The 16453-nt window shown below is 63.4% G+C and carries 14 protein-coding genes; 5 read left to right on the top strand and 9 right to left on the bottom strand.

Annotated features, from left to right (window positions below; genetic code table 11):
* Positions 1-108: 108 nt before the first annotated feature.
* From KUV41_RS07355 to KUV41_RS07390, 8 genes are all read right to left on the bottom strand, one after another.
* Positions 109-942 (bottom strand): proline/glycine betaine ABC transporter permease, encoded by an 834-nt coding sequence (locus tag KUV41_RS07355; protein WP_308126719.1) that lies wholly within the window; start codon positions 940-942, stop codon positions 109-111.
* A 5-nt stretch (positions 943-947) separates the two neighbouring features.
* The gene (locus KUV41_RS07360; RefSeq protein ID WP_206939680.1) at positions 948-2150 is read right to left on the bottom strand and encodes a glycine betaine/L-proline ABC transporter ATP-binding protein; all 1203 of its coding nucleotides are present in this window, start codon (positions 2148-2150) and stop codon (positions 948-950) included.
* Between the two features lie 378 nt (positions 2151-2528).
* Positions 2529-3671, bottom strand: coding sequence for a PQQ-dependent sugar dehydrogenase (locus tag KUV41_RS07365; RefSeq protein ID WP_222485302.1), 1143 nt, complete (start codon positions 3669-3671; stop codon positions 2529-2531).
* Between the two features lie 57 nt (positions 3672-3728).
* On the bottom strand, positions 3729-4604 hold the full coding sequence (locus tag KUV41_RS07370) for an AEC family transporter (RefSeq protein WP_206939676.1): 876 nt from the start codon (positions 4602-4604) through the stop codon (positions 3729-3731).
* A gap of 30 nt (positions 4605-4634) precedes the next feature.
* Complete coding sequence (locus tag KUV41_RS07375; RefSeq protein WP_222485304.1) at positions 4635-6809, bottom strand: FUSC family protein; 2175 nt, start codon at positions 6807-6809, stop codon at positions 4635-4637.
* Positions 6809-7672, bottom strand: a complete 864-nt coding sequence (locus KUV41_RS07380; protein WP_206939672.1) for an efflux RND transporter periplasmic adaptor subunit — start codon at positions 7670-7672, stop codon at positions 6809-6811. Before KUV41_RS07380 ends, KUV41_RS07375 begins: the two co-directional genes overlap by 1 nt.
* Positions 7673-7891 carry a DUF1656 domain-containing protein gene (locus KUV41_RS07385; protein WP_222237230.1) on the bottom strand — a complete coding sequence of 73 codons (219 nt, stop codon included), beginning with the start codon at positions 7889-7891 and terminating at the stop codon, positions 7673-7675. It lies immediately after the preceding gene.
* Between the two features lie 234 nt (positions 7892-8125).
* The gene (locus KUV41_RS07390) at positions 8126-9115 is read right to left on the bottom strand and encodes a LysR family transcriptional regulator (protein WP_261395944.1); all 990 of its coding nucleotides are present in this window, start codon (positions 9113-9115) and stop codon (positions 8126-8128) included.
* 292 nt (positions 9116-9407) lie between these two features.
* Between KUV41_RS07390 and KUV41_RS07395 the strand changes: the two genes are divergently transcribed.
* The 5 genes from KUV41_RS07395 to KUV41_RS07415 all read left to right on the top strand — a co-directional run bounded on the left by KUV41_RS07395 (position 9408) and on the right by KUV41_RS07415 (position 15588).
* A complete protein-coding gene (locus KUV41_RS07395) occupies positions 9408-11399 on the top strand; it encodes a ligand-gated channel protein (protein WP_222485306.1) in 1992 nt (663 codons plus the stop codon).
* A 166-nt stretch (positions 11400-11565) separates the two neighbouring features.
* Positions 11566-12519, top strand: a complete 954-nt coding sequence (locus KUV41_RS07400; protein WP_222485309.1) for an iron-siderophore ABC transporter substrate-binding protein — start codon at positions 11566-11568, stop codon at positions 12517-12519.
* Positions 12520-12548: 29 nt separating this feature from the next.
* Complete coding sequence (locus KUV41_RS07405; RefSeq protein WP_261395945.1) at positions 12549-13517, top strand: FecCD family ABC transporter permease; 969 nt, start codon at positions 12549-12551, stop codon at positions 13515-13517.
* Positions 13518-13660: 143 nt separating this feature from the next.
* Positions 13661-14665, top strand: coding sequence for a FecCD family ABC transporter permease (locus KUV41_RS07410; protein WP_222483542.1), 1005 nt, complete (start codon positions 13661-13663; stop codon positions 14663-14665).
* 122 nt (positions 14666-14787) lie between these two features.
* Positions 14788-15588: an ABC transporter ATP-binding protein gene (locus KUV41_RS07415; RefSeq protein ID WP_206939657.1), complete on the top strand. Its 801-nt coding sequence runs from the start codon at positions 14788-14790 to the stop codon at positions 15586-15588.
* 160 nt (positions 15589-15748) lie between these two features.
* Here KUV41_RS07415 and KUV41_RS07420 read toward each other — a convergent pair whose 3' ends face one another.
* The gene (locus KUV41_RS07420; protein ID WP_206939655.1) at positions 15749-16348 is read right to left on the bottom strand and encodes a PRC-barrel domain containing protein; all 600 of its coding nucleotides are present in this window, start codon (positions 16346-16348) and stop codon (positions 15749-15751) included.
* Positions 16349-16453: the final 105 nt, after the last annotated feature.

Raw genomic sequence — 16453 nt, forward strand, 5'->3', positions numbered from 1 at the left:
ATCAGCCGTGTTTCCAAGCTGTTAAAGCCTGAAGCAGGCGGTGGCATCTTGCAAATGGATGGGGCGCGCGGGCGTCAACGGCCGTGCCCCATCCGTCGCTGCCAGCCCTTACTGCTTGCGTTCCTTGCGCAGTGACTGGGTCAGACGGTCGAGCAACATCGCCAGAATGACCACGGCGATGCCAGCCTCGAAGCCGTCACCCGGGCGCAGGCGCTGGATCGCGCGCCAGACTTCGCTACCCAGACCGTCGGCGCCGATCATGGCCGCAATGACGACCATGGACAGGGCCAGCATGATGGTCTGGTTGATGCCGGCCATCACGGTCGGCAGGGACAGCGGCAGCTGAACCTTGAACAGCTTCTGGCCTCGGGTGGCGCCATAGGCGTCCGCGGCTTCGATCAGCTCCACCGGCACCTGGCGGATACCCAGAGTGGTGAAACGGATCGCCGGGGGCATCGAGAAGATGACAGTGGCAAAGATCGCGGACACCGAGCCGATGCCGAAGAAGGGGATAGCCGGAATCAGGTAGACGAAGGCCGGCATCGTCTGCATGAAGTCCAGAATCGGCATGATCGCTCGGTACAGCCTGTCCGATAGCGCTGCGGCGATGCCCACGGGTAGTGCGATGATCACGGCGACCAGGGTGGCGATCACCACCAGCGTCAGGGTCTCGATCATCGGATCCCAGAGGCCCAGGTCCCAGATGAGTCCCAGGCCAATCACCGCACCGATGGCAAGTCGCGGGCTGGCCAGTTTCCAGCACAGGCCGGCGATGATCACCAGCAGAGCCCAGTCGGGAAGCCACATCAGTGCATCGTTGAGACCATCAATACCGGTCTGGGTGAATCGCGAGATGCCGCGGGTGACACCAGAATACTCTGTAGTCAGCCAGTTCAGCCCAGTCTCGATCCAGTCTCCGAGGGGAATGCGAGGAATCTCGATCGCCATTATTGATCTCCTGCCTGTGCCAGTTCATCCAGTACCGCGCCCTTGACGACGACGCCCAGCAGGCGTCGTTCGTCGTCGATCACGGCGATCGGGAAGCTCTTCTCGTTGAACAGGGCGAAGAGATTATGCAACGGCTCGTCGGGGCCCACCGTGCGGAAGTCCTGCGTGAGTACACCATCGAGACGATCCTGACCGGCTTGAATGGCCGTATTGGCAGCGTCTGCCTCGACCAGCCCCATCAGCTTGCGGTCTCGGCTGGTGACGTAGATCGAGTCCATGGCATTTTCTTTCATCTTGCGCAGCGCCGTACGCGGACCGTCATCTTCTCGCGCGGTGGCACGCACCGGACGCATGGCGCTGGATGCCGTCAATACCCGCGACATGTCGACGCCTTCAATAAAGCGTTCCACGTAGTCGTCGGCGGGCTTGGTCAGGATTTCCTCGGGCGTGCCGATCTGCACCACTTCACCGTCCTTGAGCAGCACGATGCGATCACCGATGTTCAGCGCCTCATCCAGGTCATGGGTGATGAACACGGTGGTCTTCTTCATGCGGTGCTGAAGCTCCAGCAACTCCTGCTGCATGTCCTTGCGAATCAACGGATCCAGCGCCGAGAAGGCCTCGTCCATCAGCAGCACGCTGGCGTCGTTGGCCAGTGCCCTGGCCAGGCCCACCCGCTGCTGCATACCCCCGGACAGCTGATTGGGATAGGCATCCTCCCAGCCCTTGAGGCCAACCTGGGAGAGGGCGTCGCGGGCCGTCTTGGCTCGGGTATCCGCGTCGATGCCGCGAATCTCGAGGCCGAATTCGGCGTTTTGCTGCACCGTGCGATGGGGAAACAGAGCAAAGTTCTGAAACACCATTGAAAAGTGCCTGCGACGGCATTCCAGCAGCGCCTTGTCGGACAGCTGGGGAATATCTTCGCCATCGATGACGATCTCGCCTTCGGTCGGCTCGATCAGCCGGTTCAGACAGCGAATCAAGGTGGACTTGCCGGACCCGGACAGGCCCATGATGACCAGCAGCTCACCTTCATGGACGTCGAAGTCGATGTTCGACAGGCCCAGCGTCTGGCCGGTTTTCTCGAGGATGTCGGGACGCTTGAGTCCCTCGTCGCGAAGCTTGAGCGCCTTCTTTGGCTGGTCGCCGAAGACCTTGCTCAGCCCGCGAACCTTGATCTTGACGGATCGGTTATCGCTCATGGGTACGGGATGCCTTTTCAGGTGACGTGTTGGCTCCCAGGCGCTCGAACGATGAAGGTCGACGTCATGCGGTCGTTGGCGTCGGCGTTCGTCGTCCAATGCTGGAAGCTAGGCCTCGGGGCTGCGGCTTTCCCTGCCGCAGCCACGCTGGGTGAAAGCATGCCATCTTTCACCGTTGAGGCGCAGAAAAGTGCAATACCCTAAAGGTCTTTGAAAGATCATTCAAATTAAGCATGGGGGCGAGGAGTGCTTGAAAGCAATCTCGCGCAGGGCAAGGGGTTGTGCATGAGAGCCATCGCCACCCATGCCGTTTAGGCATGGGAGCGAGGAAGTTTTGTGGCTTTTCGCGACGGGCTGTGGGCCTTGTGGCAGGGGGCCTCAGCGAGCCCGTGAGAGTCGGATCAGGCGCCCCGGGTTGGCGTCGGTCAACAGGTAGACGGCCCCTTCGGGACCCACCCTGACGTCGCGTATTCGTCCCACTTCGCCGTCGAGAATGACCTCTCTTTCGATCAACTGATCGGCGTCGAAACGCAGTCTCACCAGGCGTTCGCTGCGAAGGCCTCCGGCCAGCAGGTCACCTTGCCAGTCCGCAAACTCATTGCCGCTCACCACGGCCAGGCCCGAAGGCGCGAAGCGCCCTTCGAACACGTGCAGCGGGTCGCGCTTGCCCGGTGCGCTGTCCACGCCCAGTGGCAGGTTGGTGGCGTAGTCGCGGCCACGGGTGACGTCCGGCCAGCCATAGTTCTCGCCAGGCTGGATGAGGTTGAGCTCATCACCGCCACGAGGACCATGTTCGGTGGCCCACAGGCGACCATCGGCGGCCAGGGCCAGCCCCTGGGGGTTGCGATGACCGAGAGAGTAGAGTTCCGCTGCCGCGCCCTCGATAGCAGGGTTGTCAGTGGCTGGTGCGCCCTCCGCCGTCATGCGCAACAGGCTGCCGGCATGGTCTCGCGCATCTTGTGCCCGCTCGCCATCGCCACGGTCGCCGATGCTCAGCCATAGCAGACCCTGGTGATCGAACAGCAGCCTGCCCCCGTAGTGACGTCCAGGTCGAGAAAATCGGTTCTGCACGAATACCGGCTCGACGCGGCCGAGCCTTTCACCGTCCCACCACACGCGAGACACAGCGGTGGCATCGCCCTCGGCGTCTTGATCCTGGGAGTCGCCACTCAGGGCGGGACGCGCCCAGGCAAAGTAGAGCCAGTCGTGGACGCCGTCGCCATAGTCCGGGTGCAGGGCCAGGTCGAAGAGTCCGCCTTGTCCCTGGGTCGACACCTCGGGAAGCCCGGTCAACGTGTCGACCTGGCCGTCGTCGATCAGGGCGAGCGAGCCGTGCTGCTCGCCGACCAGCAGGCGTCCATCCGGCAGGAACGTCAGCGACCAGGGGGTATCCAGCGCGTCCGTGATCACTTCCAGTGCCACCGGATGGTAGAGCCCGGGCACTTCGGTCGGCGGCGGTTCCGCCCAGACGGATGGGGCCGTTGCGGTCAATGACAGAGTCAGGATAAGGCGGCGGATCATGCAGTCTCCCGTTGATCAAGATGCCTGGCTCCGACAGCACCGCTGCCTCGACAGACGCTACAACAGCAATGCCAGCAGTGCCGGCAGATAGATCAAGGATAGCAGGGTGGAGCAGAACACCAGGCTGGCCACGTAGGCGGGTTCGCGTTGGGACTTCTGGGCAAACAGGTAGTTGAACACTGCTACCGGCATGCTCATCTGCACGACCAGAATGGCAAGGGCGGTGGGGGGCAGCGATAGCCAGGTACCCACACCCCAGGCCACCCCGGCCGCCATCGGAATCCGCAGCAGGCTGAACCAGACCCCTGAACGCAGGCTTCTGACCTGAATACTGGCCAGGGATACCCCCAGGGTGATCAGCATCAATGGCACGGTGAAGCCAGAGATAAGGTCAACGCTGTTCTGCAGCCACAGCGGCAGCTGGGTGTCCGTGAACAGCAAGGCCATCGAGATCAGGATGGCGTAGACGGTTGGGGTCTTGATCAATGACTTGAAGGGATTGCCACGGCTGGCCAGCATCGTGCCCAGGGTGAATTGGAACAGCGAGACCGTGACCATCACGGTGATGCCGAAGGCAAAGCCTGCCTGGCCAAAGGCGTAGAGCACGACCGGCAACCCCATGTTGCCGGTATTTGGGTACATGGTGGGCGCCAGCAGCACGCGCCAGTCCCGACGCAGGATGACGGCCAGCAGGAAGGTCAGGGCGGCCATGGCGCACAGCACCAGCGCGGCCGCCAGCATCGTTCGGCCAAAGCTCGACGCATCGATGTCGGCGCCGGCCAGAGAGGCGATGACCAGCGACGGGGTGCCGATGTTGAACACCAGCTTGGTCACGAAGGCCACCGGGTAGTCGAAGCCGCGTCGAATCCAGAAGAACCCGAGGCCTGCTCCGGTGATGACCGGGGCCATTACCGCAAAGAGTTCGGCAAACATGGAAGCGCAATCTCCTGGAGGTTGGGGAGGTCAGCGCTCACGCGCCAGGCGCGAGCGCTCGGCCTGGCGTTCAAGCGACATGGTCAGTCTTTCGATCAAGCCCGCGGTCAGGCGTTGTTCCACGGGATCATTGCCGTGCTGTTCCAGTGCCTCGAGCAGCTGCTCGCCGGTAGCACGCATATGTTCGGGTGGCTCGCCCCGGGCACTGGCGCCGTAGTCGTCTGCCAAGGCTGCGGCAAAGCGGTCGAGCGCCTGTCGTATCGGGGTTGCCTGTTCGCCGAGGCGGCGCCTCAGGTGCAGGCTGGCGTAGCCCAGGTCCAGGCCGACCAGCCCCAGCGATAGCAGATAGCGCCGCTGTTCCGGGAGCGCATCATCATGCCGGGCGAGACTCAGCAGGCGGTCGGCCATGGTACCACCAAAGCGCGTTTCTGCCTGGTGAGGCGGTCTTTGCCACAGGCGATGCAGGTCGCTGACCGTTGCTTTCACCAGGCGGCGCTTGCGCACCGCCACGGGGAGGCCCGGCAACAGGCGAAACGCCGTGACCACGGTGGAGAGGCCGATCACCAGTGCAATGGCGCGGTTGAGAAAGCCATCGAAGGTGAGATCCATGCCATTGCCGGGCATCGTCAACAGGATGTTGCCGATGGTGAAGGCCAGGCAGTACCCCATCAGCCGCGGATTGGCGGCACCGAGCAGCCCGACGAACAGCGGAGGCATGAAGACCAGCGCCAGGGTCACGATGTCGTTGGCCTGGGCCAGCAGCACGTGTCCGAACAGGAAGGCACTCGGTATGGCCGCCAGCATGCCCTTGAGGAAGGTCGCGGCGACCATGGCAGGGTTGTCGCGAGTGGCGAAGAACGCTGAGAACAGGGTGCCGACCAGCATCGCGACCTGGCCATTGTCCCAGGCGGTGTAGCGCCAGAAGGTCGCCAGCAGGGCGAACACCAGTCCTGCCCGCAGGCCATTCAGGGCTGCTGCCAGGTGGTCCCTGTGCCACGCCAGGGCGGGTGCCTTCAGTCGGCGTTTGCCAGGGGTATGAATGGCCTCACGCGCATCGAGGATGACCAGCGCATGGCCCAGGGCTTCGCGCATGCCCATGTTGAGACGTAGCTGTAGCAGGTCCTCGGCGCCGTCACGGCCCCCGATCGTAGCCGGATCGAGATGCTCACCAGCAGGTCCGGAAGGGGGGCTGGAAGTGACGCCAGACGTGCTGTCAGACGTGTTGAGAGACGTGCCATCAACAGCGCCGCGACAAGGACCGCCTTTGTCGATGCCGCGCTCGACGCACTTGAGGGCGCGGTGGCGAAGTTGCAGCAGGCGCTCACGGGCCTGGCTCACCCCTTGCCCCTCGGCGCTAAGACGCAGGCCTTCCGCCATGTCCCGGGCCAGCTGGCGGGTCTCGGTGGGCAGGCGATCGCCGTGGTAGCGCAGCAGCTGCTGCAGGGCATGCAGGATGGCCAGCAGGCGTGAGGTGCGACGTGTCAGCACATGGCTGGCGCGAATACGACCACTGCCCTCCGGGCCTTCATAACGTGCCGCCTGACTGTCGGTCTCAAGCTGGGTCAGCGGGGTCAGGGTGGCGGTCAGGGTGGACTGCAAGGCGCCGATGTCATCGCTGTTGTTGAGGCGCAGGGCACCATGGAGAAAAGCATGATTGACCACCTGGTCAGCCAGGTCGGCCAGATGGTCGCGTACCTGGATCGGCCACAACAGGGCACTGACCAGGGTGGCGCAAATGGCGCCCAGGGCCAGTTCCGACAGGCGTGCAACGGCAATCGCGAACAGCCCCCCGGGGGCACTGGCGGTGATGATCACGATCAACATGGCGGTGACTGCCGCCATGATGCAGCCGTAGGACGCGTTGTTGCGGGTCAACGAGGCGGCGTAGGCACACACGGAAATCCACAGCGTCAGACACACCAGGGCTGGTGTGGGGGCCTGAACAAAGGCAGCCATGATGGCGATGCCGACGACACAGCCGATGAGGGTGCCGCTGAGCTGACTGATACCTTTTTCAAGGACCATGCCGCTCATGGGGCGAATCTGCAGAAAGGCGGCGGAGATCAGTGCCCAGTAGGGGCGGTCGAGGTCGCACCAGAGCGCGATATATAGAGCCAGCAACATGGCCAGCGTCGCCTTGATGGCAAACTTGACCGCGCTGGCCGGCGGCGTCAGATAGGCGTGCCACCACACAGAGAAGGGCATTAGCGCGACTCTTGCTGGACGCGTACCGTAGCGGTCATGCCTGCGCTCAGTTCAAGCCCTTCGGGTAGCTCATCCAGGGCAATACGCACGGGAATGCGTTGTGCCAGGCGTACCCAGCTGAAGGTCGGCTCGACCTGGGGCAGCAGCTGGTTGTTGGGCGCCGTGTTGTCGTCGGCAATCCCGCGACCGATGCTCTCGACGTGGCCAGCCAGCTCGATATCTCCGCTCATCAGAATCACCGTGGCGGGATCCCCGACCGCAAACGCTGGGCGTTTGGTCTCTTCGAAGTAGGCGGTCACGTAGTAGGACCCTTCTACCACCAGGGCCATGACAGCGGTTCCACGGGTGACGTAGTTGCCTTGGGCAAGCTGCAGGTTCAGCACATGCCCTGCCGCCGGGGCGGTGACGTCGGTGCGCTCCAGATCGAGACGCGCGCTTGCCAGGTCGCTGCGGGCCTGGTCCAGGGTGGCGGCGGCCACATCCCGGTTGCGATTGGCGCTCTCCTGGTTTTCGGCACTGATGGCCTGGCGGCTCAGTTGCGCACGACGAGATGCTTCATGCTCACGCAGCGCCAGTTCCGCCTCGCGCTGGGCGACGATGGCAGAGGCCTTGTCGAAGGCCGCTTGATAGCGCGCCTGGTCGATACGAAAGAGGGTCTGTCCGGCGTCCACGCGAACGTTGTCGTCCACGGCCAGCTCGGTGACACGGCCGGAGACATCGGGGGCAATGGTGATGATCTCGGCGCCGATACGGGCGTCCCGTGTCCAGGGCGTATAAAGGTAGTAATGCCAGAGCCATAGTCCGCAGGCGATGGCGACGGCGACCACGATCAAGGTGATCAGCGCACGTAGCGACTTGCGCATTCAGGTGGCTCCAGGGGTAAGGGCACCGAGCCAGGCGAAGGCAGCGGTGCAGATGACGAACAATGAGGTATCCAGCCACGCCTCGTGCCAGTAGCGGGAGCTGCCCAGCCAGCTATGCAGCAGCCAGCGCAGTGTCGCGGCCATGAGCAGGCCGAGGATCGCGTAGACCAGCAGGGGACTGAAGTAGATGCCGCCCAGGGCGACTTCCTTGAGCGCCATGGAATGTCTCCTGGGCAAACCAAGTGCCGGATGCGTTACGTGAATCGAGTAAGCCAGAGCGAGTAAGCCAGAGAAAGGTTAGCAAACAACGGACGTTGACGGCAGCCCTGCCGTCCCATGTCGCGTCTTTGCGCCTGACGTTGGTAGTGAGGTACAGGCTGTTGATGTGGAGGAGGAGCTGACCTGCGGGAGGTGGCCTATGGGGAGCAAGCTCGCAACGGCAGAGGCCTTGGATCAGCCAGCGGCTTGACGCCGCGCAAGTGGCTCCTGGCGCTGGCCGACCCAGTCGGTAGGCACCGCATCACGCAGGTGATCCAGCAGGGCAGTGACCTTGCGCGGCTGATGACCGAAGCCATATAGCAGTGTCACCGGCAGGGGTGTCAGCGACCAGTGATCAAGGCAGCGCACCAGTTCCCCAGGGTGGTGACGCTCCCGGGCTTCAACCATCCACACCGGCAACACGCCAATGCCCCGGCCGCGCGCAATGGCATCTACATGCAGCATGGACTGATCGACCCGAAAACGAGAGGCCGGAGGCTGAAAATGCACCTGACCGCCCTGGCGGTGAGTCAGGGTGATGCCGTTCTGGCTTTCCCCCATCAGGTCAATCCAGGCGTGGTGGGCCAGGGCGTCCGGGGATTCAGGCTCGCCGTGGTGGGCGAGGTAGTCGGGATGGGCATAGATGCCACGCTCCAGAGCGCCAAGGCGCTCCTGGCGCAGGTTGCCGTCCTCTACCTGGCCAAGCCAGACGCATACACCCTGGAAGTCGGGGTCCCTGGCAGCCACTTCCCCCGTGCTCAGGGTCAGACGCACGGCGGGATGTTTCTCGAGAAAGGTCTCCATCACACCACCCAGCCAGCTACGGGTAAGGGTGCGGTGTGCCTCGACATGGAGCTCGCCACTGACGTCTTCGCGCAGGCTGTCGAGGGTGCGCTGTCCCTGATCGGCCAGCTTCAGTATCTCGCGACTGATGACGTAGTAGCGCTGTCCTGCTTCTGTGGGCAACAGCTGATTGGCCTGTCGCTTGAGCAATGGCTGGCCTAGACGTGCCTCCAGCTGACTGATCCGCCGGCTCAGGGTCGACTTGGCCAGGCCCAGCTGAATCGCACTCTGGGTCAGGCTTCCGGTCTCCATGACACGGTTGAAGGCTAGCAGTTCGTCGAGGTCAGGCATCACATCACGCAGGCGTGCTGAAGAAGAGGAAGAGGCCTTGCAGTATGCCATGCGCTGACGCGGATGAAAATCATTCTCTAGGGCTGCGGCGCAGCGTCGCCGAGGCAAGAACGGGGCCCTCGCGTGTCTCTCTCGACGTTCGAGCCACAGATCCCGATTGCGGGTGGCCTGTTGCGAAGGGTGCAACGCGGTGTTTTGCAGCAATTATGAAACTTTGATGGAAGAATCTAAATGATAAATATTCACATTCATAAAGGCTTCGTCTTTAGACCCACGACCCAGCGGGCCGAAGCCAGAGCAAGAGCCACCAGGTGGATTGCCACCTCACTCGGAGCAAAAAACGATGTTGTCTCACCCCCTGCCGCGTCATCCTCTGTCGATCAGCATTCGCCGCCTTGCCGTCGGGCTGGCGGGAGCCTCTGTGTGCACGGCCTTGCCGGTGTTGGCCGCTGATGATGTTGCCCTGGATGACGTGGTGGTGACAGCCGCCGGCTTCGATCAAAGCGTGGCCGATGCGCCGGCCTCGATCAGCGTGGTGACCCGGGAAGACCTGGAAAAACGCTATTACCAGGACGTGACCGATGCGCTGCGCGACGTTCCGGGGGTCATCGTGACCGGCGGTGGCGGTGGCGATAATGGCTATGACATCAGCATGCGCGGCATGCCCGCCAAGTACACCCTGTTGCTGATCGACGGCCGTCGTGTCAGCACCCGCGAGACCCGTCCCAATGGCAGCGCCGGCTTCGAGCAGGATTGGCTGCCGCCGCTGCAGGCGATCGAGCGTATCGAGGTGGTGCGTGGTCCGATGGCGACCCTTTACGGTTCCGACGCCATCGGCGGTGTCATCAACGTGATCACCCGCAAGGTGGCCGATGAATGGCACGGCAACCTGCAGCTGGACACCATCCTGCAGCAGGACAGCGATTCTGGCGACAGCCGGCAAGCCAACTTCTATGCCTCTGGGCCGCTGTCCGAGGGACTGCTCGGGCTGACGGTTTACGGGCGCGCCACCCAGCGGGATGAAGACAACATCATCAATGGCTACGAAGACAAGCAGGTCCAGAGCTTGACCGCGAGGCTGTCGCTGACGCCCTCCGACAATCATGATCTGGCGCTCGAGGCCAGCCGTACCGAGCAGGATCGCGAAGCCTTGCTCGGTAACAGCGTCGACCCGGACGGCTGCCGTGGTGGCTGTGAAGACAGCTTTGACGAGTTCACCCAGGAATACGTGGCCTTGACCCATACCGGTCGCTTCTCCTTCGGTACCACAGAGACCTACGTCCAGCGCGAAGAAGCCCGCAACAAGACTCGCGAGATGGAGATCACCAACACCAACGCCAAGTCGAGCCTGGTCATGCCGCTGGGCGCGCATATTGTCACCGTCGGCGCCAGCTTCGAAGAGGAAGAGCTGGACGACCAGACCTCGAATCAGATTTCCGATCTGACCAACGTGCGCAACAGTCAGTGGGCCCTGTTTGCCGAAGACGAGTGGATGCTCCTCGACGACTGGTCGCTGACCGGCGGGGTGCGTATGGATCACGACGAGAACTACGGCTCTGAAGTCAGCCCCCGCTTGTACAGCGTCTGGCACATGACCTCCGACTGGACGCTGAAGGGCGGTGTCTCCACCGGCTACCGGGCACCGGATCTGCGCGAGATCACCCCTGGCTGGGGGCAGGTCAGCCGCGGCGGCAACATCTACGGCAACCCGGATCTCGAGCCGGAAACGTCGGTCAACAAGGAACTGGGGCTTCTGTACAACAATGCCAGCGGTCTGTCTGCCAGCGCCACCGTGTTCCACAACGACTTTGACGACAAGATCACTCGGATCGCCTGTCCGGTAGATATCTGTACGGATGGCCCCAACCAGTTCGGCAGCAACCCGACCTACCGAGTCAATGTCGATGAAGCCGAAACGCAGGGCGTCGAGCTGTCGCTGTCGACCCCCATCGGCCAGTCGTTGGAGCTGTCCGCCAGCTACACCTACACCGACTCTGAACAGAAGAGCGGCGAGTACGAAGGCGAGCCTCTGACCCAGCTGCCCGAGCATGAATTCTCCGCCAACCTCGACTGGGAGGTGAGCGACCGTCTGTCCCAGTGGACACGCGTGACCTATCGCGGCGACGAAAGTCAGCCCACCACCGGACCGTCGCAGAGTGCCATCGTGGCGCCGGACTACACCTTCGTCGACACCGGCATCGGCTATCAGCTGACCGACGCCGCTCGCGTCAACGTCGGCATCTACAACCTCTTTGATGAAGACATCGACTACGACGAGTACGGCTACGTCGAAGATGGGCGCCGCGTCTGGCTCGGCTTGAACGTCGACTTCTAAGGAAGAGCGTCAGCGTCCCGCTCTGTCGAACGCACCGTTCCGATATGAGCGAGGAGGTTGGGCAAGCAACTGCAACTGAGATTGATTACTATATCGTTCCACATCGCCCCTCCTCGGCATGTCACCGAGGAGAGGCGTGCGACAAGGAATAGAGAAGATGCGAGCAATGTCCCGTAAAACATCCGCAGGGGTGGTGGCAGCGATCGGCCTGGCCGCTCTTGCCCTGTTGGCGCCTGTCAGTGCCAGTGCCCAGCAAGATAGTCGTGTGCTCGAGACCGCCAACGGCAAGGTCACGGTCAACGGGCAGCCGACGCGTGTCGTCACGCTATACGAAGGGGCGTTGGACGCTTCTCTGGCTGCCGGGGTAACGCCGCTGGGCGCGGTGGCGACGCGTGCTGCCGAGGATGTGGCGGACTATCTGCGCGATGACGTTCCCGATATTCAGATCGTCGGTACCTCCGGTGAGGTCAATGTCGAGGCGGTGGTCGGGCTCAAGCCTGACCTGATTCTGGCCTCCTCGCGTCTGTCTGACGAGACTTACGCGCTGCTATCCCAGCTGGCGCCGACGATCGTGCCCACTACCCAGGGCTTCGATGCCAATGCCTGGAAGGATGAGGCCCGCCTGTTTGGCGCCGCACTGGGGCATCAGGACCAGGTGGACGCAGCCATTGATGCAGTGGAAACCCGCGCCGCCTCATTGGCTGATCAGGTCGCCGAGCGCAGCGCGGGTGACAGCGCTTTCCTGATCCGCTGGATGCCCCAGGGGCCGCTGGTGATGTCGACTCGGCTGTTTTCCACCGGCTTGCTCGAGGCCGCTGGCCTGGACGTTCAGGACGATGGACTGGTGCCTGACAACCGTCCGCATAGCGACCCGCTGAGCCTCGAGTCGCTGTCGCGTGTCGACGGTGACTGGCTGTTCCTTGCCACGCTCGACGAGAAGGGACAGGAAGCGCTGGCCCAGGCGCGCCAGAGCGATGCGTTTGCCCGGCTGTCGGTGGTCGAGAACGATCGCGTCGTGGCGGTGAACGGTCAGCTGTGGACCAGTGCCAATGGTCCCATCGCCGCCCAGGCTGTGCTCGATGACATCGAGCGGGCACTGGAGGTCACTGCCGCACCGTGACGTCACTTCGACATGTTCCAGGAGGGCCATTGGTGGCCCTCTTTGTGTTGCTTGGGCTCGCCGTCATGGCGAGCCTTGCCGTGGGTGCGGGTGAGCTCGGTGTGGTCGACTCTCTGCAAGTGCTGATGGGGCAGGGGGGGGAAGAGGCGTCCTTCGTTGTCTGGCAGCTGCGACTGCCGCGCACCCTGGTGGGCCTGGTAGTGGGCATTGCCCTCGGCGTGTCTGGCACCCTGCTGCAGTCCATGACCCGCAATCCGCTGGCTGAACCTGGCCTGCTCGGCGTCAGCGCGGGGGCCGCCTTTGCCGTGGCGCTGATGTTGCTGGCGGGAGGCAGCCTGCTTCAGCTGCGCATCGGTGTGGCGCAACTGGGGGCGCTGGCCGGTTGCCTGTGCGTGCTGGGCGTCAGTCGCATCCGTGGCTTGGGCAGTGATCCGATTCGTCTGGTGCTGGCGGGGGCGGCATTCTCGGGCCTGCTGGGGGCCCTGACGTCGCTTATTCTGCTGACCGACCGCCGCGCCGCTGACGAGATTCGCTTCTGGGTGGTCGGCAGCCTGTCAGGACGTCAGCTGGAGGACTTGCTGGCGGTGCTTCCGAGCATGGCGATCGCGGGACTGGCACTGATCGTGGTAGTGCGACCGATGGCCAGTCTGGCCCTGGGCGAGCGCGCCAGCGCTGGGCTTGGGCATCACCCCGGCAGGCTGCGTCTGATGGCGGTGCTGATCGTCGCGGTACTGGTGGGCGGAGCCACCGCCGTGGCCGGCCCCATAGCGTTCGTGGGGCTGGTGGTTCCCTTTGTCGCCCGCGCCATCGCCGGGCCTGAGCTGCGTCGCACGCTATGGCTGTGCCTGCCGCTGGGACCGCTGCTGGTGTTGACCGCCGATGTCGTCTCCAGACGGCTGGTGGCACCCTCTGAAATGCCGCTGGGAGTACTGACCGCCCTGTGCGGGGCACCGGTACTGATCAGCGTTGTGCGCGCCCGTCGCCTGCCGAGTCTGTAATGATGTCGATGCCTTCTTGTTCCTCACATAGCCCTTCGCATAGCCCCTCGCATAGCCCTTCGCATAGCCCCTCACATAGCCCCTCAAATAGCCCCGCCACGCTCCCGGAGAGCGCCGAACATCGCGGCCCGCTGCCACAGGGCATGTGGCTATGGCGTTATCGCGGGATCAGCCTGCTGCTCGACCGGCGCCATTGGTCAGGGGTGCTGTTACTGTTGGCTGCGCTAGGACTGGCGAGCCTTGCCTACCTGTGTCTCGGCGAGCAGCACCTGCCTCCACAGACCCTGTGGGACGTCATGCTCAACCAGGCCGGGCCCCTTGATACCTTCGTGGTCGAGCAGCTTCGCCTTCCTCGCCTGCTGGCGGCGCTGTCCACTGGCCTGGCCTTTGGGCTTGCCGGCTGCCTGATGCAGACCTTGGCGCGCAATCGGCTGGCGACGCCGGGCATCATTGGCATCGATAACGGCGCCACCGCCTTTGCGGTGGCCTCGGTACTGGGCATGGGGCTCAGCCTGGCGCCTTCCGCCATGGCGCTGGCCGGGGCGGCGACTGCCGCTGTGCTGACCTTCGGCCTGGCCGCGGGAGGGGGCGCCCGTGGCTATCGCTTTATCGTGGCTGGGATAGGGGTCGGTGCCATCTTTGGGGCAGTGACCCAATTGATGCTGTCGCGGGCGGCCATCGATGTGGCCAATGCGGCCTACCCCTGGACCGTAGGCACGCTGAACGCGCGACCTGCCGGCGCCGTGCAGGTGTTGGGTGTTGGGCTGCTCGTGCTGGTGCCGCTGGCGCTGTGGCTGTCGCGGTCACTGGCATTGATGCGCTTTTCCGATGCCGTGGCCACCGGCCTGGGGGCACCGCTCAAGCGACGTCGGGCCCAGGTGCTGGTGGTCTCGGTGGCGCTGACTGCCTTGGCCGTATCAGTGGCAGGGCCGGTGGGCATGGTGGGGCTGCTGGGCCCTGAAGTCGCGCGCCATCTCTGCGGCAACCGTCAGGTACCGCTGCTCGGGGCGGGGCTCGCCGGGGCCATGGTCATGGTGGTGGCCGATCTGGTGGGACGGCTGTTGCTGTCTCCGCTTGAGCTGCCCGTGGGTATCGTCACCGCGGTGGTCGGTGGCCCCTGGCTGATCTGGATTCTGGTGCGCCGCTGATGGAGCTTCGGTTGAGCGGTTGCCCATGGTTGGGCGCACGTCTAGAGCCTATTTAGAAAATTTAGATAGTTGAGAGAGTCTTGATGTCACTCCCATCATCGTCATCGCAACAGCCTAGGCCGATGGCCCCTGAGCCCGCCCCCTACGTGGTGGAAGATCTGGTGCTCAGCCATGGCCGCCTGCGCGTCATCGACGGCTTGAACCTGACCATTCCTCAAGGCCAGCTCACGGCCATCGTGGGGCCCAATGGCTGCGGCAAGTCGACGCTGCTGGCGGGACTTTCACGGCTGCACACGCCGACACAGGGCAAGGTCTGGCTGCAAGGCCAGGAGCTCAAGCGCCTGAGTGCAAGAGACCTGGCGCGCCGCATTGCCTTGCTGCCCCAGGAGGCCTCCGCCCCCGAGGGGCTTAGCGTCAATGATCTGATCCGCTTCGGTCGCCAGCCTCACCAGTCCTGGTATCGCCAGTGGAGTGAGGAAGATCAGGCCGTGGTCGCCCAGGCCATCGCCAGCGCGGGACTACAGACGCTTGCCGAGCGTGGTCTGGAGACGCTCTCCGGAGGACAGCGCCAACGAGCGTGGATTGCCATGACCATCGCCCAGCAGACGCCCATTATTCTGCTGGACGAGCCGACGTCGGCGCTGGATCTTGGCCACCAGCTGGAGGTCTTCGAGCTATTGCATCGGCTGGTGCTCAAGGGTCGCACCATTATCATGGTGGTGCACGACCTGACCAGCGCATGCCGTTATGCCGACCACCTGGTGGCGATGCGGGACGGTAAGCTGGTCGCGGAGGGAAAGCCGCAGGAGGTGGTGACACCGGCCCTGGTCAGGCAGCTCTATGACGTTGACTGTTCACTGGTGGAAGATCCGCTGACGGGCAAGCCGCTGCTGGCAGGCTTGAGGCGGTCCGAGCAGGGCTGACGCGATGCTGAGCCCAGGGGCGTTAGACCTATCCAGGGATGTTAGACCTATCTAGGGACGTTAGACATATAGTGCGGGCCTAAAACGCAACACACCCGGTCGATGACCGGGTGTGTGATGGCGTCAGAGGATATTAGCCTGTGACGTTCAAGCTACCCCATTAATTGGCGGCATCTTGTGCAGCGTCTTCGGCATTGTCGCCAGCGTTTTCGATGGCATTACCGGCGCTGGTCAAGGCGTTGGCAGTGGCGGACTTGGTGGTCTGCCAGGCACTCTGAGCGCCTTCCTTGGTGTCCATCCAAGCCTGTTGCACGTTGGTCTTGGTCTGATTCCACCAGGTGTTGGTGTACTCAGGCTGTGCGGAGATTTCATCCTGAGTGATGTTCAGGTGAACGGAGTATTCGATGTTGTCCAGGCTGTCGCCGTTGGTGGTCTGAACGGTAAAGTCGCCGGTCTCGACCACGTACTGGTTTTCGCCCAGGTCGAGCAGGTCGCCTGCTTCCACCACGATGGCGCGGATTTTCATGTCATTGTCGAGCAGGATGTCCTCGACTTCGCCCACCTCGTCCTGGCTTGAGCCTTTGGCAAAGACATCGGCATCGAGCAGCTCTTCAGCGGAGTAGAGGCCTTGCGGCTCGCTGTGTGCGGCCTGATTCGCGCCCTCGTTGTGATGATCGGCAAGGGCGGTGGTGCCCACGGCCATGGAGCCGGCGAAGACAGTGCTTGCGATAGCGGTAGTCAGCAGATTCTTGCGGATCATTCCTTTTCTCCTTCTGGCGAGTGGTTCTTGCGATCCTCTCGGTTGCGGCGTGTTCCAGTGCAGCAACCTGTCTTGCTTGCAGCGACGCAAGGATGCTCATCGCGA

The sequence above is a fragment of the Halomonas sp. DP8Y7-1 genome (genome assembly GCF_019801685.1).
Classification (GTDB): Bacteria; Pseudomonadota; Gammaproteobacteria; order Pseudomonadales; family Halomonadaceae; genus Halomonas; species Halomonas litopenaei_A.

Coding starts and splice junctions, on each gene's coding strand:
- KUV41_RS07360 (WP_206939680.1), bottom strand. CDS start 2,150: ATGAGCGATAACCGATCCGTCAAGATCAAGGTTCGCGGGCTGAGCAAG.
- KUV41_RS07365 (WP_222485302.1), bottom strand. CDS start 3,671: ATGATCCGCCGCCTTATCCTGACTCTGTCATTGACCGCAACGGCCCCA.
- KUV41_RS07370 (WP_206939676.1), bottom strand. CDS start 4,604: ATGTTTGCCGAACTCTTTGCGGTAATGGCCCCGGTCATCACCGGAGCA.
- KUV41_RS07375 (WP_222485304.1), bottom strand. CDS start 6,809: ATGCCCTTCTCTGTGTGGTGGCACGCCTATCTGACGCCGCCGGCCAGC.
- KUV41_RS07380 (WP_206939672.1), bottom strand. CDS start 7,672: ATGCGCAAGTCGCTACGTGCGCTGATCACCTTGATCGTGGTCGCCGTC.
- KUV41_RS07385 (WP_222237230.1), bottom strand. CDS start 7,891: ATGGCGCTCAAGGAAGTCGCCCTGGGCGGCATCTACTTCAGTCCCCTG.
- KUV41_RS07390 (WP_261395944.1), bottom strand. CDS start 9,115: ATGGCATACTGCAAGGCCTCTTCCTCTTCTTCAGCACGCCTGCGTGAT.
- KUV41_RS07395 (WP_222485306.1), top strand. CDS start 9,408: ATGTTGTCTCACCCCCTGCCGCGTCATCCTCTGTCGATCAGCATTCGC.
- KUV41_RS07400 (WP_222485309.1), top strand. CDS start 11,566: ATGTCCCGTAAAACATCCGCAGGGGTGGTGGCAGCGATCGGCCTGGCC.
- KUV41_RS07410 (WP_222483542.1), top strand. CDS start 13,661: ATGTGGCTATGGCGTTATCGCGGGATCAGCCTGCTGCTCGACCGGCGC.
- KUV41_RS07415 (WP_206939657.1), top strand. CDS start 14,788: ATGGCCCCTGAGCCCGCCCCCTACGTGGTGGAAGATCTGGTGCTCAGC.
- KUV41_RS07420 (WP_206939655.1), bottom strand. CDS start 16,348: ATGATCCGCAAGAATCTGCTGACTACCGCTATCGCAAGCACTGTCTTC.